We start from the raw sequence: 24,472 nt of genomic DNA, 5'->3' as shown, positions 1-24,472 counted from the left end.
TACGCAAACCCGAAGCGTGTTTCGCGTCGAGATTCTCGACATTCAGCATAGTCATTTGGTTTGTTGCATTAATAAATCTTTCGCAAGAATCGTATACGCGCGCAATATCCGCCCGGCGGAGGAAAATGAGACGGCGGTTGGCGGTTACTTCACTACCGCCACTTCGATCTCGCGCTCGTCGCTGCGGCCGTGGTCGTCGACCGCGGTCAGGCGGAACTGGCCGGTGCGGTCGGGCGTCCACGCCAGCGCCTTGCCGGCTTCGGCGCTGCCGATGAAGGTGTTGCCGACGAACCAGTACAGGCGCGATACGTCGGCGTCGACGGTCGCCGCCAGGCTCAGCGACAACTGCTCCGGGTGCGAGAGCCGCATCGTGTAGCGGGTGGCGCGGAACGGCGAGGTGATGCTCGGTGCGCTGCCGAGCCAGTCCTGCGCACCGCCGCAGTCGTGCCCGGCCGGCGGGCGCCGGCGCGGGATGCCGGCCTGGACAAACACCTGGGCCAGGTCGGAGGGCCAGAATTCGTACACCTCCTGGCGCATCGTCGCCGGATCGAAGCGCCCGCACACCGGCTTGCCGGTGGCGTTGTCGACGATCACCGCGCGGTGCACGGTGCTGATCCGGATCGGCGACTTGCCGGGGATGAACCAGGTCGTGCCGCGTTGCGGGCACCAGGCGTTGGGCAGGTCGCCGCTGGCGCGGCACACCTCGACCCGCTTTAGGTTCAGCGGCCATTGCCGCGCCGGTTCGGCCAGATCCACGCGCGCGGCCTGCAGGCCGTCGACGATGTCGAAGAACAACGGTGCCGCCGCTTCCACCCCGATCAGCGCCGGATTGCTGGCGCCGTCGAAGTTGCCCAGCCACACCACCAGCACGTAGGGGCCGACCAGGCCCGCGCTCCAGGCGTCGCGGAACGCCCACGAGGTTCCGGTCTTCCACGCCACCGGCAGCGGCCGCGAGGCCGATTGCGAACCGGCGTCGGGGCGCGGGTTGTGGCGCAGCATGTCGCGGGTGACGAAGGCGGCCTCGGCGCTGAGCAGGCGCGCGCCGTCGTCTTCGGGATCGCTCTGGCGCCAGCGCAGCGCGCGCAGGCGGCCGTCGTTGCCGAGCATGGCGTACATGCGCGCCAGCTCCTCCATCGTCACCTCGCCGCCGCCGAGCACCAGGGCCAGGCCGTAATGGTCGCGGCTGGCCATGCGGCTGACCCCGGCCTGGCGCAGGAAGTCGTAGAAGCTCGGCTGCTTGAGCTGGGCGGCGACGTAGACCGCGGGGATGTTGCGGCTGCGCACCAGCGCCTCGGTCGCCGTCACCGGGCCCATGAAGCGCCCGTCGAAGTTCTCCGGCGTGTACGGGCCGAACGCGCTGGGCACGTCGCGCAGCACGGTCTGCGGGTGCAGCACGCCCTGGTCGAGCGCGAGCGCGTAGATGAAGGGCTTCAGGGTCGAGCCGGGCGAGCGCTTGGCGGCGGCGCCGTTGACCTGGCCGTGGATGGACGCGTCGAAGTAGTCGGCCGAGCCGACCAGCGCGCGCACGCCCATGTCGCGGGTGTCGATCAGCATGGCGCTGGCGTTGCGCAGGCCGCGGCTGCGGCCCTGGCGCAGGTAGTTGCGCACGCGTTCTTCGAGCAGGCGCTGCAGGCGCAGATCGAGAGTGGTGGTCAGCTCCGGGCCGGACTGCGGATGCCAGGCGCGCTCGGCCAGCACCCGGTCGGCCAGGTGCGGCGCGCGGTAGGGCAGTTCGCGCGCGCTGCGCAGGCGCAGCGGCAGGCGCAGCAGCGCGTCCTGGGCGGGATCGCTGGGATGCGATTCGCGCCAGCGCGCGTACAGGCGCGCGCGCGCCGCTTCCAGGCCGGCGCCGATGTAGTAGGCGTCGTCCTCGCGCGCGGCCAGCCGGCCGCGCCGCGACGGCGCCTGCGGCAGCACCGCCAGCGCCAGCGATTCGGGCAGGGTCAGCTCGCTCGCCGGCTTGCGGTAATAGATCAGGCTGGCCGCGCCGACGCCCTCGATGTTGCCGCCGTACGGCGCGAGATTGAGGTAGGCCTCGAGGATCTCGCGCTTGGAATAGCACAGCTCCAACTGCACCGCGCGCGCGATCTGCACCAGCTTGCCGCGGATGTCGCGGGTCTGCAGCCGCCAGCGCAGCCGCGCCAACTGCATGGTCAGGGTCGAGCCGCCCACGCGCGCCTCGCCGCTGCCGTAGGTCGACCACGCGCCGCGCACCAGGCTGACCGGATTGAAGCCCGGATGCCAATAGAACCAGGCGTCCTCCTGCAGCATCACCGACTCGACCAACTGCGGCGAAATCTGCTCCAGCGGCACCCACAGGCGATAGCGCTGGTCGCTGGCCAGGGCCAGCCGCAACAGCCGGCCCTCGCGGTCGCGCACCACGGTCGACAACGGGATCGCGTCGGCCAGGCCGGGGCGCGGATAGAACCTCACGACGCTCAGCGCCGCGACGAGGGCGATGAGCGCCACGAGCAGTCTCACTGCCGGCGCCCACCGCCATCGCTTCAGTCCCCGGCGCAGGGACGACAACCCCTTCATGGCATCGGGCTCACGGCGTCGGCGCGGTCACCTGCAAGGTCCCGGCCGGGCCGCCCTGCGCGTACACCGAGCGTTCGTACATCGACTCGGCGTAGGCCGGCGGCACCACGAAGTTGCCGGCGTTGTTGGCCCGCACCTTGTAGCGGAACTCGCTGGCCTCGCCGCCGATGCGGCCGTACAGGATCACCCGGTCCTCGCGTTGCTCGACGTGCTGCGGCTGGAAGCTCGAACCCGGCAGGGCCAGGGTCTGCGCCGGCGCCGCGTTCGGGTCGGGGCCGTCGCGCGAGGGCTGGCCTTCGCCGTCCTCGCCTTCGCCGCACTCGTCGCCGCACTCGTCTTCCGACTCGCTGCCTTCGCTCGCGTCCGCGGCCGGCGCGGCGTACTGCATGACCGTCTCGAAGCCGCCCGGCAGCAGGTCGACCACCGCGATGTTGTCGCGCATCGGCGCGCCGAGCGCGCGCAGGCGCAGGCGCACGGTCACTTCCTGGCCCTGCTTGATCGCGGCGACCGGCTTGCCGGCGTCGTCGAGGTAGTCGCGCACCACTTCCAGGCCCTTGTCCTGCACCGCCTTGGGCAGCGCGCGGTCGTAGCCGGTCTGGTTGACCAGGTACCAGGCCGGCGCGTCGCCGCCCGGCGCCACCCACAGGCGCAGGTCGCCGCCGGCGAAGTCGCCGCGGCTGATCACGCCCGCGGCCGCGCCGATGCGCCGCGACTTGCCGTCCTTGCCGGCCGCTTCCAGCACCGGCAGCGGCTGCTGCGGTTGGGCCGAGGCGTAGGCGTCCAGGGCCAGCACGGTCAGTGCCGAGGACAGGGTGTTGTAGCTGTTGTGGCGCAACGGATCGAGCAGGCGCTCCAGCGCGGTGCGCTTGAGCAGGTCGCGGCTGAGCGCGCCGAAGTGGCGGTTCAGCAGGTACACCGTCCAGGCCTGGTCGATGCCGCCGTCGTAGTAGGACGCGTACGGCGTGCTCGACGTGGCCGAGGCCGCGTTGGCCCGGCGCAGCGCCACCGTGGCCAGCGCGCGCGCCGGCTTGTCCTGCTGCAGCAGTTGGTAGCTCGCGCCGATCAGCAGGCCGGCGACGTCGTTCTCCCAGGTCTTGGGCTGGTCGCGCTTGATCTGCTCGTGCACCGCGCTCAACAGATTGCTCGCGGTGCGGCCCTGGCGCACCAGCAGGTACACGGCGAGCGCGCGGTTGCGCAGCGCCGGCAGGTCGTTGCCGGAACGGTCGGAGGCGCGCTGCTCGAGGTAGCCGTTGAGCGACTTGAGCAGGTCGTCGGGCACGGCCTGGCCGCGCTCGCGCGCTTCGATCAGGTACAGCGCGGCGTAGCCGGTGACGAAGTCGTCGGCGTCGGGCGTGGCGGTCCACAGGCCGATGCCGCCTTCGCCGTTCTGGCGCGCGCGCAGCAGGTCGATCACGTTCTGGCGCGGATCGCCCTTGCCGGTCGCGACCACCTTGCCCAGTTCCGGATGCGCGCCCAGCACCAGCGCCGGGAACGCGCCGCTGAGCACCTGCTCGCTGCACTGGTACGGGTAATCGGCGAGATACGCGCTGAGCCCGTCCACCGCCACCAGCGGCGACACCGAGGCCGAGATCCGGCGCGTGGCCTGCTGGTCGAACATCGCCCGCAGCGGCTGGATCGTGCTGCGCTTGTCGGCGCGGCCGGCGATCAGGTCCTGGCGCGCGACGATGGCCGGGCGCAGCGACAGCTCGATCCGGCGCTTGGCGTTGTAGCTGCCCGACACCGCCTGGATCGCGACCGGCAGCGCGCCGAGCGCGTTGCCGGCGCGCACGCGGAAGCGCACCGTGGTTTCGTTGCGCGGGGCGATGCTGACCGGCGCCGGCGCGGTGCCGACCAGGCTCAGGCCCGGCGGCAGCTGCAGGTTCACCGTCACCTTGGCCGCCTGCTTGGCGCCCTCGATGGTGTTGGCGACGCCGACCGGCAGGTCGAACTCGTCGCCCGGCGCCACGTGCGTGGGCAGGGTCGGCGTGATCACGAAGTCGCCGCGGACGATCGCTTCGTCCTGGACGATGCCGATGCGCTGCGGCGTCACCGCCACCGCGACCACCCGCACCTTGCCGTTGAAGTGGTCGGGCAGCACGAACGGGAACTCGCGACGGCCGTCGACATCGACGATGCCCGACCACCACACCGCCGGCTTCTCGGATTTGCGCTTGAACGGATTGAGGTGCTTGGCCATGCCGCCTTCGCCGTCGCCGCCGGGCGCGGCCGCGTTGGCGAGGCGGCTGAACTCCGGCAGCAACAGGTCGAGGATCTGCGCGGTGTCGACCTGCAGCATCTTCTTGCGGAAGAAGTGATCCAGCGGCTCGCCGACGCGGTAGCGCGCGACCTGCAGGATGCCTTCGTCGACCGCGAACAGCACCACCCGCGCCTTGCCTTCGGTGACGATCGAGGCGTTGAGCGTCTGCCCCGGCTTGGTCACCTTCGGCAGGCTCACGCTCAGCGGCTGGGTGCGCGCGCCGCGGTCGACCGCGAACGGGGCCACGCCGAACGACAGCGGGCTCATGTAGATCTCGTCGGAGTTCGGGTCGCGCAGGAACTGCACGTTGACGTAGCCGTTGCCCTCGAAATCGGCCGGCAGCACGATCTTCTGCACGCTGGCGGTGCTGTCGGCGCGGAACCAGGCGTGGGCGTAGACCTTGTCGCGCTCGATGGTGATCAGGCCGGCGCCGGGGTAGGGCGCGCGGATGCTGACCTCGATGGTCTCGCCGGGCTTGTAGCTGGGCTTGGACAGGGTCAGGCCGAGCTCGGCGTTGCGCTCCAGCGAACGCGACAGATTGGCGGCGCCGGCGACGCGGTAGCCGATCTGGTTGAGCACCTTGCCGTCGGCCGCGCGCACTTCTATCACGAAGTCGCCCGGCTGGTCGGTCTGCAGGGCCATGCTCTGGCGGCCGCCGGCCAGCGCCAGCGGCTGCTCGCGCAGGTCGTAGCGGCGCTCGTGCGAGACGTAGCGGTACAGGCCCGAATCCTGCTTGGTCAGGACCGAGACGTAGCGCTTCTCCACCACCACCGCGCGCAGCCCCGCGACCGGCTTGGGCGCGCCGTCCTGGCCGATGCTGACCAGTTGCAGCGAACGCTTGGCGCCGCGCTGGATGTAGTCGAGCGCGTCGACCGCCTTGATGCCGACCAGGAAGTCGTTGTTCGACACCAGCGCGCTGGTCTGCGCGGCGACGTTGCGGCCGCTGCCGGGTTCGAACGCGCGCGCCAGGAAGCTCAGCTGGTAGGTCGCGCGCTCGTACTTGGTCAGGTCGAGCTTGAAGGTGGCCTGGCCCTGGGCGTCGGTGGTCTGGTCGCTGAGCGACTCGTCGTAGCCTTCCTTGGCCCGTTGCGGGTCGAAGAACTGGTAGCCCGGGTACTGGGCGAAGCTGGGGAAGTACGGCCGCAGCACCATCGTGCCTTCGACCTTGCGCTGCTGCGCCGGGGTGCCGAACAGGTTCTCGGCGCTGACCACGGCCGAGAGCTGCTCGGGCTTGATCCAGCCCTTGGGATTGTCGGCCGACAGCTTGACCGCGACCTTCATCGTGTCCGGCGCGAACTCGCGCACCTGCACCGAGGTCGAGCCGATGCTGGTGCGCTCGTTGTCGCGGCCGAGCAGGAACAGCTGGACCTGCCACGTGCCGCTGGGCGCGCTGTCGCTCGGCGCGAAGCTGGCGCTTTCGAAGCCCTGTTCGCTGAGCTTGAGCTTCTGCCGCTGGGCGACGTTGCCGCGCGGATCGGTGAACTCCCATTCCAGCGGCAGGCCGGCGAGCGGGCGCTTCCAGTCGGCGGCGCGCACGATCATGCCGATGTTGATGGTGTCGCCGGGGCGGTACAGGCCGCGGTCGGAGAACAGGAACGCGTTGAGCGCGCCGGCCTCGATGTCGTTGGGCTCGCCGCCGATATCGAAGCGCGAGTAGTCGAGCTTGCGCCGGTAGTCGTCGATCGGCAGGAACGAATAGTCCTCGCCCTGGCTGACGGTCAGCATGGTCGGGGTCTTTTCGCGCTTGAAGCCCTTCAGCGACGGCAGCTGGGCGCGACCGGACGCGTCGGTGTCGGCCTCCACCAGGGTCTCGCCGTTGCGCGCCACCGCGCGCACCCGCGCGCCGGCCACCGGCGCGCCGTTGGACAGCGACTGCACGAACACGTCGCGGCGGCCGTCCAGGCCCTGCTTGACCGCGATGCCGAGGTCGGTCAGCACGACCAGGCGGCTGTCCTCCTCGCTGCCGGCGTCGTCGGCGATGGTCTCCTCGCTCGGGCGCTCGGCGTCGCTGTCGCTCATCGTGCGCAGGCTCAGCAGGAACACGCCGCGGCGGTTGGGCTTGAGGTAGGCGCCCAGGTCCACGCCTTCGTAATGGGCCTTGGCCGGATTCTCGGCCGGCAGGGTCAGGCGGCGCTCTTCGCGCTCGACCAGGCTGTCGGCGTCGAGGTTGTACATGCGCGGCTTGGCGTAGCTGCCTTCGTTGTTGAACACCAGATGCTGGATCTGTTCGGGCAGGACCCGGGCGATCTCCAGCCGCGCGTGCGGCACGTTGCGCGAGACCACGCTGACCCGGCGCTCGCCGCGCAGCGACAGCAGCGCGCCTTCGCCGACGAAGCGCAGCAGCTTGGGGTATTCGGGCACGCGCAGGGCGACGGCGTGGTCGCGGCCGAGCAGGAAGCCGCCGAAGGCCTTCAGGCCCTTGTTGACGCGCACGTAGACGTAGCGGTCCGGCGGCGCCTGGAACTTGAAGCTGTGCACCGGGGTGTATTCGCGCTCGGCGGCGATCGGGCTCAGCGGCAGCGGCGTGGCGGCCTTGAGCACGGCCTCGTCGACGTCGCCGGTGGACCAGGAGCGGTTGCCGCCCTGTTCCTTGGCCGGGCGGCGCGGGTCCTTGGCCGGCAGCAGCCAGGCGCGGGTCGCGCCGGCGACTTCGGTGTCGCGCATGGCGTTGTTGAAGCCCAGCACCAGCGCCTGCTCGGGTTCGAAGCGTTCGTTTTCGACCAGGGTGGTGCTGACGTCGTCGACGTTGACGCTGTACAGCGACGGCAGTTTGACCTGCGCGGACAGTTTTTCCGGGCTGCCTTCGCCGCCCAGCGCGCTGACCACGCCGGCGGCGACCTCCAGGCTCAGGGTGCCGCCGTTCTCCGGCAGCTTCAGCGGTTCGGAATGGACCCAGGCCTTGAGCCGGGCGTCGTCGTAGGTGAGGGTGTACTTGGGCGCGGCCTGGGCGCTGCCGCCGCCGTCGACCAGCGACAGGGCGATGCGGCGCTGCAACTGCGCCTCGTCGACCGGGTGCGAGAACTTCAGCTCGAACACACCCTTCTTGAGCGCCGGGTCCTGCGGGTCCTGGTAGAACTCGCTGGTGGACAGCTCGGCCTTGAACGGCGCGGTCTCGAATTCGAATTCGTGTTCCTGCAGCGCCACCTTGGGCGCGACGCTGGTCTTGGGATCGACCTCGACCGTGTACTTGGTCTTGACCGGCCAGTCGGTGGCCGGCACGAACACCAGGGTCTTGTCGTCTTCCCAGGTCCACGCGCCCTTGAGCTCGGGCTTCAGGCTCACGCCGACCGGCGCGCTGCCGATCTGCTTGAGCGGCGCGGCCGAGTCGGAGAAGGTCAGGCTCAGCCGGCTCACGGTCGGCGGCTTGCGTTCGTAGTCGGTGAGTTCGGGCGCGTGCAGTTCGACGCTGAGCGCGCCGGGGATCACCGGCTTGGGTCGGGTGATCAGCCAGTGCGCGAGCCAGGCCGCGGCGAGCAGGCCGAGCAGGCTGCCCAGGTACAGGCCGGGGCGTTGGCGGATGCGCGCGGCGAGCGCGGCGAGCCACGGCGGCGGCGTCCAGGCCATCTGGCCGAACGCGGCCTGGCTGGCGCGGCGCCAGAGGCCGACGCGGCCGGTCGCGCCGGCCTCCGTGGAAGGAGCCGGTTGCGACGGCGAGGGCGTGGTGTCCATTGCGATGTTCCGATCCGTGGTGCGGTGGCCGTTGCCGGGCCGGGCGTCCATGGCCCGGCCGGTCCCCAATCCAGTGTCTCAGGTCTGCGCGTGGCGCCGGCCTGGGCGTCGCGGCCTCGCGGCTTGCGCTTGGCGGCGATGTCGGAAGCACTAGACCCAAATGTTAGGAAATTGTTCCTGCCGTTTGTCGGCTTGTCGAGATTTTTTTATCGACGAGGCAACAGCGCCACGGCGCAGTGGAAGGCATCGGGCTCGAAAGCCGCGTCCGCATCGGTTCGCGGCAGGAAGGATGGCAGGGGCGGACGCGGCGCGCGGCGCGGTAAGCTCGGGGCCGTTTTGCGCGGGAGCCCGCATGGACATCGTTGCCCTGTTCGTCGTCGTCGTGGCCTTGTGGCTGGCCTTCAAGCTGGTCGGCTTCGTGTTGCGCACGGCGATGTGGGCGCTGGTGCTGGGCGGGCTGTACTGGCTGATCGCGCCGCTGGCGGGTTGGCCGATGCCTTTTTGAGGAGCGAGCGCAGAGGAGCGAGGAGTGAGCGGGAACGCCCGATCGCCTGCCATGCTTCCGCGCCGCGCTCCGCTGGTGCCGTCTCTCGCTTCTCGCTCCTCTCCGCTCACTCCTGAGAGCCTCCCATGACCGACACGCCAGCCCCCATCCCCGCCCCCTGGATCGCCGACACCCAGGACATCGGCCGCCTGGTGCGGGCGGTGTACGCATGCATTTCCGGTCCGGCCGGAGCGCCGCGCGACTGGGCGCGGTTCCGCTACCTGATGCATCCGCGCGCGCTGAGCCTGCGCACCGTGATCGAGGCCGACGGTTCGACCCGGGCGGTGGTGTTCGATGTCGAACAGTACATCGCCGATGTCGCGCCCTTGTTCGCCGACAACGATTTCTTCGAGGTCGAGACCGACCAGCGGATCGAGCGCTTCGGCCAGATCGCGCACGTGTGGAGCAAGTACGACGCGCGCCCGGCGCCGGGTTCGCCGGTGCTGCTCAAGCGCGGCGCCAACAGCATCCAGGTCTGCCACGAGCACGGGCGCTGGTGGGTGGTGTGCACGGTGTGGGACAACGAGCGCGAGGGGCTGGCGTTCGATCTGTTCTGAGGGCGGGAGAGAGGCTCGAAGCGCCGCGGCAGTGCGCCTTCCTTCTTCCGCTTGCGGAAGAAGGTGCCCCAGCGGGGCGGACGAGGGGGCGCCAACCAAGCGCATCCGGCAACACATAAGCGCCGATTCCTCCCCAATCGCGCGCTGGATTCGGCGGTCGCCCGGCCCCAGATCGGAACCATCCCTTCCGGAGCGCCGACCCCCGCATGCTGCCGTATTCCGTCCTCGACCTCGCGCCCGTCTGCCAGGGCAGCGACACCCGCCAGGCCTTCGCCAACAGCCTCGACCTCGCCCGCCACGCCGAAGCGCTGGGCTACACCCGCTACTGGCTGGCCGAACACCACAACATGCCCGGCATCGCCAGCGCCGCGACCGCGGTGCTGATCGGGCATATCGCCGGCGGCACGTCCCGCATCCGCGTCGGCGCCGGCGGGATCATGCTGCCCAACCACGCGCCGCTGCAGGTGGCCGAGCAGTTCGGCACGCTGGCCTCGCTGTATCCCGGCCGCATCGACCTAGGCCTGGGCCGCGCGCCGGGCACCGATCACGCCACCGCGCGCGCGCTGCGCCGTTATTACGACGGCGCCGACAGCTTCCCGCAGGACGTGGCCGAACTGCTGCATTACTTCGAGCCGGCGCAGCCGCAGCAGGCGGTGCGCGCGGTGCCCGGCGCCGGGCTGGACGTGCCGGTGTGGCTGCTGGGATCGAGTCTGTTCAGCGCGCGCCTGTCGGCGGCGATGGGCCTGCCGTTCGCGTTCGCCTCGCACTTCGCCCCGGACGCGATGGACGAGGCGCTGACCCTCTACCGCCGCGACTTCCAGCCGTCCGCACGGCTGCAGGCGCCGCACGCGATGCTGGCCTTGAACGTGGTCGCCGCGGCGGATAGCGCGCAGGCCCGGCGCCTGTTCACCACCCAGCAGCAGGCCTTCGTCAACCTGCGCCGCGGCCGGCCGGGGCTGATCCCGCCGCCGATCGACGACATCGAAAGCTTCTGGACGCCGTTGGAGAAAGCCGGCGTGGCCCAGGCCCTGGCCTGCGCGGTGGTCGGCGATCCGGGCGAAGTCGCCGAGGGCATCGCCGCCTTCGTCGCCCGCCACCGGCCGGACGAATTGATGGTGACGGCGAACATCTTCGAGCACGCCGCGCGGCTGCGCTCGTTCGAACTGGCGGCGCAGGCGCTCGAGTCGCTGCGCTGAGGCGTCGCGCGCCGAGGCCCGGCGCGGGCCCGGCGCGCGTTCGCGCCGGACCGCGCGCGCTCAGCGCGCTTCCAGGCCGAGCAGTTCCACTTCGAACACCAGCGAGGCGTCCGGCGGGATCGCGCCGCCGCCGGCGCCGTCCTTGCCGTAGGCCAGGTCCGGCGGAACCATCAGCACCCGCTTGCCGCCCACGCGCATGCCGGCGACGCCGTCGTCCCAGCCGCGGATCACCCGGCCGGCGCCAAGCAGGAAACTGAAAGGCTGGCCGTTGCGGTCGTAGGAACTGTCGAACTTGCTGCCGCGCTTGTTCGGCGCGGTCTCGTCGTAGAACCAGCCGGTGTACTGCACGATCGCTTCCTGGCCCGGCTGCGCGACCGCGCCGGTGCCGACGCGCTGGTCGATCATTTCGAACTGGGCGATGCGGCCGTGCATCACCTTCGGCGCGGCCGCGGCCTGCTCCTGCTCGGCCGGGCGCTGGCAGCCGGCCAGCATCGGCGCGGCGGCCGCCAGCAGCAGCGCCAGCGGCAACGCGCGCAGGGCGGCGGACGCGGCGGAGCGGGGCGCGACAGGGCGGAACACGGCGGAGCGGGACGCTGCGGGCACGGACGACCTCGGACGGGTAGGCGAAAGGACCCACAGCTTACCGTCCGCGCCGCGCGCCCGCCTCGCGCCGCGCTCAGGCCTGCGGGATGCGCCGCTCGTACTCCGCGTCCAGGCGGTTGTGGCTGCGCCAGAAACCTTCGGGTTCGCGCTGCGACAGCACGTCGATCAGCAGGCCCAGGTGCGCGTGCCAGCCGCCGCTGACGCTGACCAGGCCGCTGCGGTCGGACAGGTGGCGGTGGTGCACGACCAGCCGCACCTGCTCGCCTTGTTCGCTCAGTTCGAAGCTCACCTCGGATTTGCTGCCGGCGTCTTCGTTCCAGGTGTAGCGCAGCAGCCGCGGCGGCTCGATCGCGGTGATGCGGCCGCGCAGGGTGTTGACGCAGTCGCTGGCGTACTTGGCCGGCGGCGGATCGTCGTTGCGGGTGAGGCGGGCGTTGTCGAAGTTCAGCTCGACCGCGCCGCCGACGCGCAGGTCCATCTCGCCGGCGGCGAGCCAGTGCCGGCGCTTGTCGGATTCGGTGAGATAGGCCCAGACGCGCTCGATCGGGCCGGGCAGGACGCGTTCGATGCGGACGGAATCGGCGGCGGTGAGGACGCCGTAGGCGTCGTTGGCGGGCAGGTTCATGGCGGTCTCCGGGGAGGCGTGGCGGGTCAGGGACGCGGCTTGCGCCGCGGCGGGCGGGGCGGTTCGGCGGGCGCGGCGGATGTCGGCGCTGCCGGCGTGGGTGCACGGCGGCTGGCATCGTCTTCAGCGCGCAGCAGCGCTTCCAGGTCGTCCAGGCGCTGGTTCCAGAAGCGTTCGTAGTGGCGCAGCCACTCGAAGCCGCCGTGCAGCGGCTGCGCATCGAGGCGGCAGACGTGGATGCGTCCGCGCACCTCGCGCCGCACCAGCCCGGCGCGTTCCAGCGCCTTGATGTGCTTGGAGGCGGCGGCGAGGGTCATGGCGTAGGGCTCGGCGAGTTCGCCGACCTTGCGTTCGCCGTCGGCGAGCTGGCGCAGCATCGCCCGGCGGGTGGGGTCGGCGAGGGCCTGGAAGACGGCGTCGAGCCGTTGGGAGTTATGTTCAACCATGCGGTTGAATATCCGCCTGGGACGGGCAACTGTCAACCGATTGGTAAAATATTCGGGTGCGGGCCGACGAACGGTCTCGGGCGATACGGGGCATTGCGTCGCAGGCGCGGTGTCGCGGTCGCGGCTCGCGCCGCTCCTACCGTCGGAAGCGAACCCGCCTGAGCCCCTGTAGGAGCGGCGCGAGCCGCGACCGCGGCAATGGCGCTACGACGCCACCTGCCATCCCGGCGGGGGCCGCGCGGCGACGAATGAAGCCACCCAACTCGTCATTTCGGCGGACGTCGGAACGACGGGGCGGGGTGGGGGCGGGGCGATGGGCGCGGAGTGCGAGGCGAGGTACTAGGCGTACGAAGCCTGGGCGCGCGCAGCCCTGGGGCCGGCGCGCCTCGCCGCCGGCGCTACGAAGACGCCACCAGGCTCGCGCCGAACTCGCGCATCGCCTTCGCGGTGGCCGCATCGGCCGGAAAGAACGATTCGATCGCCAGTTCCGCCAGGGTCACGTCCATCGGCGTGCCGAACACCGTGGTGGTGCTGATGAAGGACAGTTCGCCGAACGGCGTGCGCATGCGGCACGGCACCGCGACGTGGGCGGCGCCGGTCAGTTCGGCCGGGTCGTACTCGGCGGAATCGTGGCCGGGCGGCGGCGGATACGCCTGCAGTTCGGCGTACAGCGCTTCCAGCACCGGATCGCCGCTGGTTTCGATCTGGTGGCGCAGCCGGTGCAGGATGTGCGCGCGCCATTCGCCGAAGTTGAGGATGTCCGGGGCCATGCCTTCGGGGTGCAGCGCCGCGCGCAGCACGTTGGCCGGGCGCGCGAGCAGGTGGTCGGCGACGCCGGCCAGCATCGGGGCCAGCGCGCGGTTGTGCTGGATCAGGTTCCAGTGCCGGTCCACCGCCAGCGCCGGGTGCGGTTCGTGCGCGTACAGCACCAGTTCGACTGCGGCGTAGGCCTCGCGCATCGCCGGATGGTCGAGCGGGCGTTCGGCGTACATCGGCGCCAGTCCGGCCGCGGTCATCAACGCGTTGCGCTCGCGCAGCGGCACGTCCAGGCGGTCGGCCAGGCGCAGCAGCATGGCCCGGCTCGGCAGCGAGCGGCCGGTTTCGATGAAGCTGACGTGGCGGGTGGAGATCTCGGCCATCTCGGCCAGATCGAATTGGGTCAGGCGGCGGCGCTGGCGCCATTGGCGCAGCAGCTCGCCCACGGGGCGCGAGTCGTTCATGCGGCCACCTTAGCCCAGCGCCGCCGGCGCCGGCATTACCTGGCGGGTAATCGACCCGCCGCGCGCGCAGCGGTGTGATGGCGGCGAACGAAGACGAACCCACACCACAGGAGAACGACCATGGCCATCGCCGCCCATCCCCGACCCGCCCAGTTCCTGCGCCGCGTGGTGCAGGCCGATCTGCTCGTCTCCGGCGCCGCCGGCGTGTTGCAGCTGGCGGCCGCCGAACCGCTGGCGCGCGCGACCGCGATCGACGCCGACTGGCTGCGCGGCGCCGGCCTGGTGCTGATGGGCTGGATCGCCTTCCTCGGCTGGACCCTGACCCGGCGCGCGATCGCCGCGCCGCTGGCGTGGACGCTGATCGGCGTCAACGTCGCCTGGGTCGCCGCGTCGTTGCTGGTGTGGTTGCAGGGCGCGATCGCGCCGAACCCGCTCGGCGTGGCCTTCGTGCTGGCGCAGGCGGCGGTGGTGGCGGTGTTCGCCGAACTGCAGTATTTCGGCCTGCGCCGGCAGCAGCGCGGCTGAGGCGGCGATGCGCTCGACCGAGGCAAGCCCGGGCGCGCGCGCCGCTTCGCCGGTCGCGGCGCCGGGCGCTGCGCGCAACCTGCCGGCGCGCTGCGCCTGGTGTCCGGATCTGATTGGCTGCCGGGTGCCGGCGCCCGTCGCGGCGATGGTCGGGACGCCGCGCTGCGATACGCGCGGCGGGCTTCGGATCGTCGCGGTATAAGCCGTTGCCGCTGCGGTGAACGCGGCCGAAGCCCCTGTTAGGAGCGGCGCGAGCCGCGACCGCGACAACGCAACCGCGCCGAAGCTTGCGTCGTAGCCGTGTTGTCGCGGCTCGCGCCGCTCCTACCGTCGTGCCGCGCGACTGCGCGGGCGATGACGCGAACCGGGCGCCTTTCAGCCGGCAGGCGGGGCGTACGAGACCTCGACGATGGCGAAACGCGCCGGCCCCGCCGGCAGTACCGCCTCGAACTCGTCGTCGACGCGACGCTTGAGCATGGCCCGCGCCAGGGGCGAATCGATGCTGATATGGCCGAGCCTGGCATCGGTCTCGTCCGGCCCGACGATGCGATAGCGCGCCAGCTCGCCGCTGGCGACGTCCTCGACCTCGACCCAGGCGCCGAAGAACACCGATTGCGGATCGCTCGGCGTGGATTCGATCACCCGCAGCAGCGGCAGGCGCTTGCTCAGGTAGCGCACGCGCCGGTCGATCTCGGCCAACTGCTTCTTGCGGTAGGTGTATTCCGCGTTCTCGGAGCGGTCGCCCTCGGCCGCGGCGGCGGCCAGCGCCTTGACCACCTCGGGACGGCGCAGCCGCCACAGCTCGTCGAGCTCGTGCTTCAGGCGCGCGTGGCCCTCGCGGGTGATCAGCGCGGTGCTGTGTTCGGCGGGCGGGCGCCAACGGCCCATGATGGCGGTACTCGCGACAGCGGGGCCGACGTTATCGCAGAGGCCGCGGCGCGGTTCAAGCAAATCGAGGTGAAGATCGGTTTACCCCCTGTAGGAGCGGCGCGAGCCGCGACTGCGATAACCCAACTGCGGCGCAAGTTTCGACGCAGTCGAGGCGTCGCGGTCGCGGCTCGCGCCGCTCCTACAGGGGGAAGCGATGCCGCGCGTTACGGCGCGCGCTTGAGGCTGTAGTTGAGCTGCGACTCGATCGGCTTGCCCTCGGTGTCGAGCATGCGGATCTCGTCCTTGGACGCGATTTCGAACAGACGGTCGTCGTCGCTCTTGCTGTTCGGGTCCAGGCGCACGCGCTTGCCGTTCTCTTCCGCGGTCCAGGTGCCGTCGCCCTTGAAGTTGCCGTCCTTCTTGCCCTGGTAGCTCTCGCTGAGGGCGTAGCTGCCGTCGGCCTTGAGTTCGAGCTTGGTGTCGATGCCGCTGCAGTCGGCGCAGGGCAGGGTGCCGCTGAAGGTGCCGGCGAAGGCGGCGGCGTCGAACGCGGCCGGGGCGGCGTCGGCGGCGGGGGCCGGCGCGGGTTCGGCTGGCGCGGCCGGTTCGGCGGCCTTGGGCGTTTCGGCCGGCGCGGCGGCGGGCGTCTCGCCGGGTTTGTTGCAGGCGCTCAACGCGAGCGCGGCGAGGCAGGCGAGGGCGAGCAGTTTGCGATTCACATGAAGCTCCTGTGCTGGGTACGGGTTTGAAAGCGAGGAGTGAGCGTAGAGGAGCGAGGAGCGAGCGAAAGCGAGCCTTTTCTCACTCCTCGCTCCTCCACGCTCACTCCTGGCTCGTGCTCGTCAGCGCTTGCCGCCGAAAATGCCGCCGAGCAGGCCGCGCAGGATCTGCCGGCCGACCTGGGTGCCGACGGTGCGCGCGGTCTGCTTGGCCATGGTCTCGACCATGCCCTGGCGGCGCTTGGTGCCGAACACCGCGTCCTTGACCGCCTGGCCGAAGCCGCCTTCCTCCTGGTCGTCCTGCTCGCGGGTCTTGGCCGGCGGCGCCTTGGCCTGCTCGGCCGCGGTTTCGGCGCGCTTGGCCAGCATCTCGGCGGCCGATTCGCGGTTGACCTGGGTGTCGTACTTGCCGCCGATCGGGCTGCCGGCGCGGACCTGGGCGCGCTCGGCCTCGGTGATCGCGCCCATGCGGCAGCGCGGCGGCGCCACCAGGGTGCGTTCGACCGGCATCGGCACGCCCTTGTCCTGCAGTGTCGAGACCAGGGCCTCGCCCGTGCCGAGCTTGGAAATGGCCTCGGCCACGTTCAGCGCCGGATTCGGCACGAAGGTTTCCGCGGCGGTGCGCACGGCTTTCTGATCGCGCGGCGTGAACGCGCGCAGCGCGTGCTGCACGCGGTTGCCGAGTTGGCCGAGGATGTTGTCGGGGATGTCGTCGGGGAACTGCGAGCAGAAGTACACGCCCACGCCCTTGGAGCGGATGATCCGCACCACCTGCTCGACGCGTTGCTGCAGCGCGGCGGGGGCGTCGTCGAACAGCAGGTGGGCCTCGTCGAACACGAACACCAGCTTGGGCCGGTCGAGGTCGCCGACTTCGGGCAGTTGCTCGAACAGCTCCGACAGCAGCCACAGCAGGAAGCTCGAATACAGGCGCGGCTTGAGGATCAGCGAATCGGCGGCGAGCACGTTGACCACGCCGTGGCCGTTGGGGGTGGTGCGCATCAGGTCGGCCAGCTCCAGCGCCGGCTCGCCGAAGAAATGATCGCCGCCGTCCTGCTCCAGGCGCAGCAGCGAGCGCTGGATCGCGCCGATCGACTGCGCGCTGACCAGGCCGTAGCTGGTGGAGATGTCCTTGCGTTCGTCGGCGACCAGGCCGAGCAGGGCGCGCAGGTCGGCCAGGTCGAGCAGCAGCAGGCCGCGGTCGTCGGCGAGCTTGAACACGATGTCGAGCACGCCGGACTGGGTGTCGTTGAGTTCGAGGATGCGCGCCAGCAGGGTCGGGCCCATCTCGCTGACGGTGGTGCGCACCGGGTGGCCGAGCTTGCCGAACAGGTCCCAGAACACCACCGGATTGGCCTGCGGCGCCCAGTCGGCGATGCCGATCTCGCCGAGCCGCGCCTGCAGCTTGTCGTTGCCGGCGCCGGCGACCGCGAGGCCGGCGACGTCGCCCTTCACGTCGGCCAGGAACACCGGCACGCCCTGGCGCGAGAAGCCTTCGGCCAGGGTCATCAGGGTCACCGTCTTGCCGGTGCCGGTAGCGCCGGCGACCAGCCCGTGGCGGTTGCCGAGCTTGGTGTGCAGGAACACCTGCCCGCTGTCGGGCGTGGTCACGGCCTTGCCGATCAGGATGTCGTTCTGGGTATCGCCGGGGGTCGGGGCCATGTCCGTTTCCGTGGTTCGGGGGAATGCTTGGGGAAAACGCGAAGGCCGATTCTAGCGGCTGGCGTGTGGGGTTCGTGAAGCGGGGCGGGGAGGCATGCCGCGCGCGTTGTCACTCGCGCAGTTTTTGATTGGGCCGGTTCCGGTTCCGGCGACTGAAACGGCGCGGGCTGCAGCGGATCAACGCAGTCGCGTCGTAATCCCAGATACCCCGTCGTTCCGGCGAAAGCCGGAATCCATTTTGACCTTGCCTGTGCCGTTGCCTGTGCTCGCCCCCAAGCCCGAAGCCGTCGTCCCGCAGCCCCGGAGGGCGTGCGCATGGATGCGCACGCGCGCCATGGGGCAGGATGCCCCTTATGGCGCGGCCCCGCGCGCCTTCCGAGCCATAGTGGCTCTTGATCCGAAAAAACGAGGCCTTTTCTTTGGTTACTTTCTTTGTGGCTTAAGACAAAGAAAGTGACCCGGCCGCTTGCGGACGGAAGCTCCTGATCTTCGCTTGTCTTCACCCGTACGAACACGAAAAAGCAGAATCCACCGCGGCACGCCCCCTGTAGGAGCGGCGCAAGCCGCGACCGCGCCATCCCGGCGATTGCGAAAGTTTCATCGTAGTTGAGTCGGCGCGGTCGCGGCTCGCGCCGCTCCTACAGTCGGATACGCACCCTCATAACCGTCATTCCGGCGAAAGCCGGAACCCATGTTGACGTTGCTGCTGCTTTCGCCGTTATCGATGTGTCGCGTGACGACAAGCCACCATCAAAAGCTTTCGTCCGCAAGCGGCCGAGCTACTTTCTTTTGTCAGCGCGACAAAAGAAAGTAGCCAAAGAAAAACGCTTGTTTAAGGTCACAAGCCACTAAGTCCAGCACCTTGCGCGGGGATGCGCCGTAAGGGGCATCCTGCCCCTACGGCGCACGCGCGCATCCATGCGCGCGCCCTCCGGGTCTGCGGGGCGGGGGCTTCGCGTGGGGTTGCGTCAAAGCGCAAGGGCAACGGCAGTATCAACGGCAACGGCTGCGACGGAATGGATTCGGCTTTGATTGCGATGACGGGGCAAGGGGCGCCAACGCCCGCGAAGCGCGGCAGCCGGGATTTCGGCGAAGCATGGCCGGATGAGACGCCGCGGCCGCGCGCGTGCCCGATCCGTATGAACTTCGACCCGCCGGCCCAGTCCAATCCGCTTCATCCCGCGGCCCGCGGCGCAAGCGCCGCCCGCCGCCGGCCCGGTCGGGAAAACCCGCTTGTGGTCACGGTCCTTGCCGGGCCCGGACCCGCGCCGTTACCCTGACCCCCCGCAAAAAGGACCTGCTGCACGCCTCATGCCCGCATATTCACGTTCCGCCCGCGCCATGCGCGTCCCGGCCGGCTTCCGTGCGGCGGTCGCGCCGCTGGCCGCCGCGCTCGCGCTGTGCAGTCTCTCGCCGCAGGCCGCGGCGCTGTCCAAGCGCGACCAGGCCGCGGTCGACGCGCTGACCCAGCGCATGCAGTCGGCCGAAACCCGCTACCAGTCGGCCCTGGTCAAGATCCGCAACGCCGACCCGACCGGCCGCCAGGACAGCGACGCCGCGCTGGAGGACATGGAGGACGTGATCGCCGCCTGCCTCAAGCAGAAGGGCTGCGCGCCGACCACCATGCTGGCCGGCTACAAGCGCCTGCTCAAGGCCAACGCCGACTCGGTCGCCAACACCGACGAGGACGCCGAGGACGCCGGCCAGCTCGACAGCGACGGCCTCGCCGCCGACGTGCCCGAGGCCGCGCGCGCCGCGGCGCTGCTCAGCGACGACGGCCAGCGCTTCGTCAAGATGGTGCAGTACAACCCGGCGGTGCAGGCCGGCATCCGCCGCTGGCTGACCGACCTGCGCGGCCCGCTGATGCAGAGCTACGACAACTATCAGTACATGCGCCAGCTGATGTGGCCGGAGTTCCAGCGCGCCGGCCTGCCCGAGGCGCTGCTGTTCGGGATCATGGCCAAGGAATCCAACGGCCGCGTGCATTCGACCTCGCGCGTCGGCGCCGCCGGCCCGCTGCAGTTCATGTTCGCCACCGGCAAGCGCTTCGGCCTCGGCGACGACGGCTCGGGCTTCGACACCCGCTACGATCCCAAGCAGTCCGCGCAGGCCGCGGCCGAGTACTTGAACGAGCGCCTGGGCCAGCTCAACAACTCCATCGAGATGTCGCTGGCCGCCTACAACGGCGGCGAGGGCCGCGCGCTGCGGATCAACAACGCCTCCGGCGGGCGCAACTTCTGGGACGAGTCGGTCTACAACCAGTTCCCGGCCGAGACCCGCGACTACGTGCCGATGGTGGTCGCCGCCGCGTGGCTGTTCCTGCACCCGCGCGAGTACGGGCTGAACTTCGCCAAGGTCGACAACAAGCTGGCCCAGCTGCGCCTGAGCAAGTCCAGCTCGATCTACGAGCTGACCATCTGCATGGGCGGCGCCGGCAGCCGCGACGGCTACATGCGCGCGCTGCGCAACCTCAATCCGCGCTACCAGGCCGACAGCTACCTCTCCGCCGGCACCACGCTCAACGCCACCACCCGCATGGTGAGCCTGTACAACCGCTGGTGCACCCAGGGCAAGCGCGCCGAACTCGCCCGTACCCTGGTCGCCAGCGATGCCAGCAGCGCGATCGTGCGCACCGGCCCGCTGACCGTGCTGCCGGCGCAGAGCGCGGGCGAGGACGGAACGCTCGCGTTCGCCGGAACCAGCGCCGCCGGCGTGCCGGTCACCGTCGCCACCGGCCGTCCCGCGCCGGCGCCGAAGGCCGAGCCGAAGAAGAAGGCGACGCCGAAGGACTACAAGATCCAGCGCGGCGACACCCTGACCGACGTGGCCAAGAAGTTCTCCTGCGACACCCGCGCGCTGGCCAAGGCCAACGGGCTCAAGGCGCCGCGCTATGCGGTCAAGCCGGGCCAGCGGATCAAGCTGAGCGGTTGCGGCGACTGAGCGCAGCGAGGGCATGGACGCAGCGCAGCCCCACGACGAGGCGCCGCCGGCGGACGCTGCGGCGCCGGCGATGCGCGACCTGTCGCCGCGCGCGCAGCGCAATTGGGGACGCGTCGCCCTGGCCTGGCAAACGCTGGGCTGGGTGCTGCTGGTACTGATCTTGCTGATGGTGGCGTCGCAGCTGAGCCATGGCATGGCGGCGGCGATCGTATTGGTGCTGGTGCCGGCCTATCTGAGCGCGATACTGGTGCATGAAAGCGGGCACTGGATCGCCGCGCGCCGCTGCGCGATGGCGGTGGCCAATGTCGGCATCGGCCCGTTGGAGTTGCAACCGCGCCGGCGCGGGTTGCGCGTACGCCTGCGCTCGCGGCGCGGGCAGCAACGCGATTACGGCGGTTGGGTGCTGGCCTATCCCGACCCGCGCCGCGATTTGCGCGGCGACGCGATCGCCTTGGCGTGGGGCGGCTGCGCCGCCAACCTGGCCGTCGCAGCCGTCTGCGCAGCGGTCGCGCTGCTGTGGCAGGACGCTTTCGGCCGGACGGTCGCGCTGTTGCTGGCGACGATGCACGGCCTCGTCGGCGCGCTGAACCTGTTGCCGTATCCGGTCGGCGGGCATTCGCCCAGCGACGGCCTGACCTTGTGGCGGCTGCGCCGCAACCGCTACGAAGATTTGCCCGGCGCCAGCGTCAAGCGGTTTTTCGGGCATCTGTCGATGGGGCTGGACCCGAACGACTTGCCGCCGGAACTGTTGCGGCGCATGGCCGCCGAGGACGAGCCGATGCCGTTGCTGCTGGATTGGCTGGCATTCGCCATCGCCCTGGACCGCAACGACGAAGCCGCCGCGGGCGCGCTGCGCCAGCGCTTGCGCGAGCGGGTGGAGGCGTGCCCGCAACCGCTGCGCGAGTCGCTGGCCGACCTGCTGGCCTTGTGCGAACTGCACTGGGCGTTCCACCGCGCCCTGTGGCATCGCGGCGGGGCGGCCGCGGCCGAACTGGAATTGCTCAACCCGCGCGCGCGCTGGCTGTGGCCGCTGCCGCACCTGGCTCCGCGCGTGCGCGCCTTGGCCGCCGCCCTGCGCGGCGATGCCGCTCGCGCGCGTCACTGGCTGGAGCGCTCGCGACGTTATGCCGAGAACGACCCGACCCCGGGCCTGGCCGCGTACGAAGCGGGGTTGCGCGAGCGCGTCGCGGCCTTGATCGATACGCCGCCAACGACAGGGAGCCAGACCGCATGAGCGAACGCGGAATCGAGCAGGCGCGCGGCTGGGGCGCGGTCGTTGCGCTGTCGGCCGCGCTGGCCATCGCCGGCGCCTATGCCGGCGGCGCGGCGATCTGGCTGCACTATCTGTTCAAACCCGCGACCACGCTGCTGATCGCGGCGATGGTGTGGCGCCTGGGCGCCGCCGCCGACCCCGGCTATCGCCGCGCGATCTTCGCCGGCCTGTTGCTGTCCACCGCCGGCGACGTCTTCCTGATGCTGCCCGGCGACTGGTTCGTGTTCGGCCTGGCCTCGTTCCTGTGCGCGCACGTGGCCTACCTGGCCGGCCTGTGCCGGCGCGCGCGGCCGTTCGCGGCGGCGTGGCCGTTCCTGGCCTACGCGATCCTGGCCGGCGCGGTGCTGGCGGTGCTGTGGCCGCACTTGCCGGGCGAGTTGCGCATTCCCGTGGTGGTCTACGTCGCGGTGCTTGCGGCGATGGCGGCGCAGGCCGCGGCGGTGTGGCGACGGCGCGCGGACGCGGCCGGCGTCGCGGCGGCGATCGGCGGCGCCTGTTTCGTGTTCTCGGATGCGGCCCTCGCCATCGACCGCTTCGCCGCGCCGTTCGCCGCGGCGCAGGCGCTGGTGCTGGCGAGCTATTGGGCCGCGCAGTGGTGGATCGGGCGTTCGGCGACGCTGGCGCGGAGCTGATCGCGAGCGTGCGCTGGCGCAAGCGTCCGCGCGGCAGCGAGAGGCGAGGCGACAGGTGGCGCAACCTACCTGCCGTCATTCCCGCGAATGCGGGAATCCAGGGCCTCACCGCGACATGACGCTGAGTCTCTGGATTCCCGCATTCACGGGAATGACGATAGGTAGCCTGCGCGGAGCGCTCGCTCGGCGCGAGTGACGAATCGAATCTGCGCGAAGCGTGCTCGGCGCGACCCGCGCCGAGCACGCTTCGCGGCTGGCATACTTGCCGCCCGCTTCCGCACAGGATGTGCGCCCCGACAAGGATCGTCGCAAGCCGCCTATCGCACCTCTCCCTTTTTTCGCACTCGCACTGCAGGCCGCGCCAGCGCCGCGGCTGCGCGCCCTGTTTTTTCCATCGCGTCCCAAGGACCTCACGGATGACCGACCACCCCGCCTACGAAGTGCTCACCGCCGCCGCCGTCGAAACCGAATTCAAGGTCTCCGGCGGCATCGAATACCCCTACCGCGAGTTCGCCGGCGAACAGGAACAGCGCGTCTACCGCGGCGGCCTCAAGCTCGCCGGCGACTGGCGCAGCGAGCCGGGCGTGGACTGGAATCCCTACAACGTGATCGTCGACGGCGACCTGGAGATCGACGGGCAATTGCTCTGGAACGATTTCGGCGGCGGCTGCTACCTGCTGGTCACCGGCGACCTCAAGGTGCGCAACGTGGTGCTGCAGGGCTGCCCGAACGTGACCGTCCTGGGCCAACTGATCGTCGAAGGCGCGGTCGCCGGCCGCTACGGCGACGACGGCGGCGTGCTCAACGTCGGCGGCCGCACCCGCGCGGCGCTGGTGTTGGCGACCAGCTATTTCCGCATGTCGTTCGGGCCGGCGGTCGAGGCGGTGCTGATCGCCGCGCCGCTGGATGTCGATATGGACGTGGACTTCGAACCCGAGGATCTGCCGCGCCTGGTGCGGCCGGAGTTCCTCGACGAAGACGGCGAAGCCGACGAGGGCGCGATGTTCAAGGCGCTGGCGCAGGGCCTGCCGGTGTTGCGCGAGGATCTGCCGGCGGGCGCGCGCGCGGCCGCGGCCTGAGCGCGCGCGGCCGACGGACCCGGCCCGCGCCGTCTTCGGCGGCGGGTCCGGTCCGACCTCGTCGGTTGCTTACGCCGGGACGGCCGGCGGCGCCTTCAGGCGGCCGGCCTTTCAGACGGCAGAGCTTTCAGGCGGCGGGTCCGGCAGGCGTTTCGCCGGTCTTCTCCGCCGGAGCGGCCGGCTCGGGCGACGACAGCGCCTCGCGCGCCTTGCGCCACCAGCCGCCGGCGGCCTCGCCGGCCTGGCCGACGCCTTTTTGCAGCGATTCGCCCATCGGCTTGAGCGCCTGTTCGTCGGCGAGGCGGGTGGCCGCGCGCATCGCCTCGGGGCCGTGCGCCTTGACCGCGTCCCAGGCCAGGGTGGTCACCAGCCGCGGCATGAAGGCGAAGGAGTCGACGTCGCCGCCCTTGGCTTCGGCCTGGGCGATGAATCCGGCCAGTTCCTTGCGCACGCCGCCGGGCACGCTCGGGTCCTCGCTCAGGCGCTTGAGCGCGATCAGCGCGTCGCTGGTGCGGCCTTCCTGCACCGCCACGCCGGCGCCGGCGATCTTGCCCAGCCACGGCGCGCGCAGCATCTGGCCGAGCGCGTCGGCGTGGATCTGGGCGCGGTCCCAGCGCTTCTCGCTGACCGCCAGATAGCCCAGGCCCAGGTGCAGGGCCATCATCTGCCCGGCCGGGCCCTTGCTGAATTCGCCGTCGGTCTGGTTCTGCGCGGCCCAGACCCGTTCGCTCTCGGCCTGCGCCAGTTGCGGCCATTCCAGCCGCTGGAACGCGACCGAGCGCAGCGAGGCCGCGGCGAGGTCGTCGAAGGCGGCGCAGTCCTGCGCTTCGACGATGTCGGTTTCGGCCACCGCGATCGTGGTCTTGTCGGCGCCGAGCGCGGCATAGGCCAGCAGCAGGTGGGCGATGCACAGGTCGGCGGGGCCGAACTGCGGCAGTTCGGACGGCGCCACGCCGGCCTTGTCGCTGAACTGCGCGCCGAAACGATAGGCCTGCAGCGCCGCCGGCAGGCCGCTCTCGGAGACGCGACGGTACTGGGTGTAGGCGAGGCCGTCGCGCAGGCCGGCCAATTGTTCGGCTTCGGTCTTGGCGCCGCAGGCGGTCACGAGGAGGGCGAGTGC

General features: G+C 70.8%; 18 protein-coding genes. 8 read left to right on the top strand and 10 right to left on the bottom strand.

What is annotated here, in order from left to right; translation table 11 throughout:
• Positions 1-144: 144 nt before the first annotated feature.
• Together pbpC and RDV84_RS21580 are read right to left on the bottom strand one after the other, a co-directional pair.
• Complete coding sequence (pbpC, locus tag RDV84_RS21585; RefSeq protein ID WP_309151540.1) at positions 145-2,469, bottom strand: penicillin-binding protein 1C; 2,325 nt, start codon at positions 2,467-2,469, stop codon at positions 145-147.
• A 79-nt stretch (positions 2,470-2,548) separates the two neighbouring features.
• The gene (locus tag RDV84_RS21580) at positions 2,549-8,464 is read right to left on the bottom strand and encodes an alpha-2-macroglobulin family protein (protein WP_309151539.1); all 5,916 of its coding nucleotides are present in this window, start codon (positions 8,462-8,464) and stop codon (positions 2,549-2,551) included.
• Positions 8,465-8,816: 352 nt separating this feature from the next.
• On the opposite strand from RDV84_RS21580, the gene RDV84_RS21575 reads away from it, so the two are divergent.
• From RDV84_RS21575 to RDV84_RS21565, 3 genes are all read left to right on the top strand, one after another.
• A complete protein-coding gene (locus tag RDV84_RS21575) occupies positions 8,817-8,969 on the top strand; it encodes a hypothetical protein (RefSeq protein WP_157490365.1) in 153 nt (50 codons plus the stop codon).
• 125 nt (positions 8,970-9,094) lie between these two features.
• On the top strand, positions 9,095-9,565 hold the full coding sequence (locus tag RDV84_RS21570) for a hypothetical protein (protein WP_309151538.1): 471 nt from the start codon (positions 9,095-9,097) through the stop codon (positions 9,563-9,565).
• A 206-nt stretch (positions 9,566-9,771) separates the two neighbouring features.
• Positions 9,772-10,761 (top strand): LLM class flavin-dependent oxidoreductase, encoded by a 990-nt coding sequence (locus RDV84_RS21565; RefSeq protein ID WP_250442903.1) that lies wholly within the window; start codon positions 9,772-9,774, stop codon positions 10,759-10,761.
• Between the two features lie 60 nt (positions 10,762-10,821).
• Here RDV84_RS21565 and RDV84_RS21560 read toward each other — a convergent pair whose 3' ends face one another.
• From RDV84_RS21560 to RDV84_RS21545, 4 genes are all read right to left on the bottom strand, one after another.
• Entirely contained in the window at positions 10,822-11,253 is a 432-nt protein-coding gene (locus RDV84_RS21560) for an FKBP-type peptidyl-prolyl cis-trans isomerase (RefSeq protein ID WP_425606358.1), read from the bottom strand.
• A 184-nt stretch (positions 11,254-11,437) separates the two neighbouring features.
• Positions 11,438-11,989, bottom strand: a complete 552-nt coding sequence (locus tag RDV84_RS21555; protein WP_309151537.1) for an SRPBCC family protein — start codon at positions 11,987-11,989, stop codon at positions 11,438-11,440.
• Positions 11,990-12,015: 26 nt separating this feature from the next.
• On the bottom strand, positions 12,016-12,435 hold the full coding sequence (locus RDV84_RS21550) for an ArsR/SmtB family transcription factor (protein ID WP_309151536.1): 420 nt from the start codon (positions 12,433-12,435) through the stop codon (positions 12,016-12,018).
• 398 nt (positions 12,436-12,833) lie between these two features.
• Positions 12,834-13,655 (bottom strand): MmyB family transcriptional regulator, encoded by an 822-nt coding sequence (locus RDV84_RS21545; RefSeq protein ID WP_057947296.1) that lies wholly within the window; start codon positions 13,653-13,655, stop codon positions 12,834-12,836.
• A 120-nt stretch (positions 13,656-13,775) separates the two neighbouring features.
• Here RDV84_RS21545 and RDV84_RS21540 point away from each other — a divergent pair, with 120 nt between their 5' ends.
• A complete protein-coding gene (locus RDV84_RS21540; protein ID WP_078999535.1) occupies positions 13,776-14,180 on the top strand; it encodes a hypothetical protein in 405 nt (134 codons plus the stop codon).
• A 375-nt stretch (positions 14,181-14,555) separates the two neighbouring features.
• On the opposite strand, the gene greB is transcribed toward RDV84_RS21540, so the two are convergent.
• The 3 genes from greB to RDV84_RS21525 all read right to left on the bottom strand — a co-directional run bounded on the left by greB (position 14,556) and on the right by RDV84_RS21525 (position 17,428).
• Positions 14,556-15,068 (bottom strand): transcription elongation factor GreB, encoded by a 513-nt coding sequence (gene greB, locus RDV84_RS21535; protein WP_057947299.1) that lies wholly within the window; start codon positions 15,066-15,068, stop codon positions 14,556-14,558.
• A gap of 206 nt (positions 15,069-15,274) precedes the next feature.
• Positions 15,275-15,769, bottom strand: coding sequence for a copper resistance protein NlpE (locus RDV84_RS21530; RefSeq protein ID WP_078999997.1), 495 nt, complete (start codon positions 15,767-15,769; stop codon positions 15,275-15,277).
• 123 nt (positions 15,770-15,892) lie between these two features.
• Positions 15,893-17,428 carry a helicase HerA-like domain-containing protein gene (locus RDV84_RS21525; protein WP_309151535.1) on the bottom strand — a complete coding sequence of 512 codons (1,536 nt, stop codon included), beginning with the start codon at positions 17,426-17,428 and terminating at the stop codon, positions 15,893-15,895.
• 1,341 nt (positions 17,429-18,769) lie between these two features.
• Between RDV84_RS21525 and RDV84_RS21520 the strand changes: the two genes are divergently transcribed.
• From RDV84_RS21520 to RDV84_RS21505, 4 genes are all read left to right on the top strand, one after another.
• Positions 18,770-20,368, top strand: coding sequence for a transglycosylase SLT domain-containing protein (locus tag RDV84_RS21520; protein WP_057947302.1), 1,599 nt, complete (start codon positions 18,770-18,772; stop codon positions 20,366-20,368).
• 13 nt (positions 20,369-20,381) lie between these two features.
• Positions 20,382-21,602 carry a hypothetical protein gene (locus RDV84_RS21515; protein WP_309151534.1) on the top strand — a complete coding sequence of 407 codons (1,221 nt, stop codon included), beginning with the start codon at positions 20,382-20,384 and terminating at the stop codon, positions 21,600-21,602.
• Positions 21,599-22,273, top strand: a complete 675-nt coding sequence (locus tag RDV84_RS21510) for a lysoplasmalogenase (RefSeq protein ID WP_309151533.1) — start codon at positions 21,599-21,601, stop codon at positions 22,271-22,273. Before RDV84_RS21515 ends, RDV84_RS21510 begins: the two co-directional genes overlap by 4 nt.
• Positions 22,274-22,689: 416 nt before the next feature.
• Positions 22,690-23,352 carry a hypothetical protein gene (locus RDV84_RS21505; protein ID WP_309151532.1) on the top strand — a complete coding sequence of 221 codons (663 nt, stop codon included), beginning with the start codon at positions 22,690-22,692 and terminating at the stop codon, positions 23,350-23,352.
• Between the two features lie 127 nt (positions 23,353-23,479).
• On the opposite strand, the gene RDV84_RS21500 is transcribed toward RDV84_RS21505, so the two are convergent.
• Positions 23,480-24,457, bottom strand: a complete 978-nt coding sequence (locus tag RDV84_RS21500) for a hypothetical protein (RefSeq protein WP_309151531.1) — start codon at positions 24,455-24,457, stop codon at positions 23,480-23,482.
• Between the last annotated feature and the right edge of the window lie 15 nt (positions 24,458-24,472).

This window comes from Lysobacter yananisis (genome assembly GCF_031199375.1).
Classification (GTDB): domain Bacteria; phylum Pseudomonadota; class Gammaproteobacteria; order Xanthomonadales; family Xanthomonadaceae; genus Lysobacter; species Lysobacter yananisis.
Note: the sequence above shows the minus strand (reverse complement) of the source record. Positions and strands in the feature narration are given on the sequence as shown.

Bases quoted from the DNA above. Each gene is read 5' to 3' on its own strand.
- RDV84_RS21580 (WP_309151539.1), bottom strand. From the start codon at position 8,464: ATGGACACCACGCCCTCGCCGTCGCAACCGGCTCCTTCCACGGAGGCC.
- RDV84_RS21575 (WP_157490365.1), top strand. From the start codon at position 8,817: ATGGACATCGTTGCCCTGTTCGTCGTCGTCGTGGCCTTGTGGCTGGCC.
- RDV84_RS21570 (WP_309151538.1), top strand. From the start codon at position 9,095: ATGACCGACACGCCAGCCCCCATCCCCGCCCCCTGGATCGCCGACACC.
- RDV84_RS21565 (WP_250442903.1), top strand. From the start codon at position 9,772: ATGCTGCCGTATTCCGTCCTCGACCTCGCGCCCGTCTGCCAGGGCAGC.
- RDV84_RS21560 (WP_425606358.1), bottom strand. From the start codon at position 11,253: ATGCTGGCCGGCTGCCAGCGCCCGGCCGAGCAGGAGCAGGCCGCGGCC.
- RDV84_RS21555 (WP_309151537.1), bottom strand. From the start codon at position 11,989: ATGAACCTGCCCGCCAACGACGCCTACGGCGTCCTCACCGCCGCCGAT.
- RDV84_RS21550 (WP_309151536.1), bottom strand. From the start codon at position 12,435: ATGGTTGAACATAACTCCCAACGGCTCGACGCCGTCTTCCAGGCCCTC.
- RDV84_RS21545 (WP_057947296.1), bottom strand. From the start codon at position 13,655: ATGAACGACTCGCGCCCCGTGGGCGAGCTGCTGCGCCAATGGCGCCAG.
- RDV84_RS21540 (WP_078999535.1), top strand. From the start codon at position 13,776: ATGGCCATCGCCGCCCATCCCCGACCCGCCCAGTTCCTGCGCCGCGTG.
- greB (WP_057947299.1), bottom strand. From the start codon at position 15,068: ATGGGCCGTTGGCGCCCGCCCGCCGAACACAGCACCGCGCTGATCACC.
- RDV84_RS21525 (WP_309151535.1), bottom strand. From the start codon at position 17,428: ATGGCCCCGACCCCCGGCGATACCCAGAACGACATCCTGATCGGCAAG.
- RDV84_RS21520 (WP_057947302.1), top strand. From the start codon at position 18,770: ATGCGCGTCCCGGCCGGCTTCCGTGCGGCGGTCGCGCCGCTGGCCGCC.
- RDV84_RS21515 (WP_309151534.1), top strand. From the start codon at position 20,382: ATGGACGCAGCGCAGCCCCACGACGAGGCGCCGCCGGCGGACGCTGCG.
- RDV84_RS21510 (WP_309151533.1), top strand. From the start codon at position 21,599: ATGAGCGAACGCGGAATCGAGCAGGCGCGCGGCTGGGGCGCGGTCGTT.
- RDV84_RS21505 (WP_309151532.1), top strand. From the start codon at position 22,690: ATGACCGACCACCCCGCCTACGAAGTGCTCACCGCCGCCGCCGTCGAA.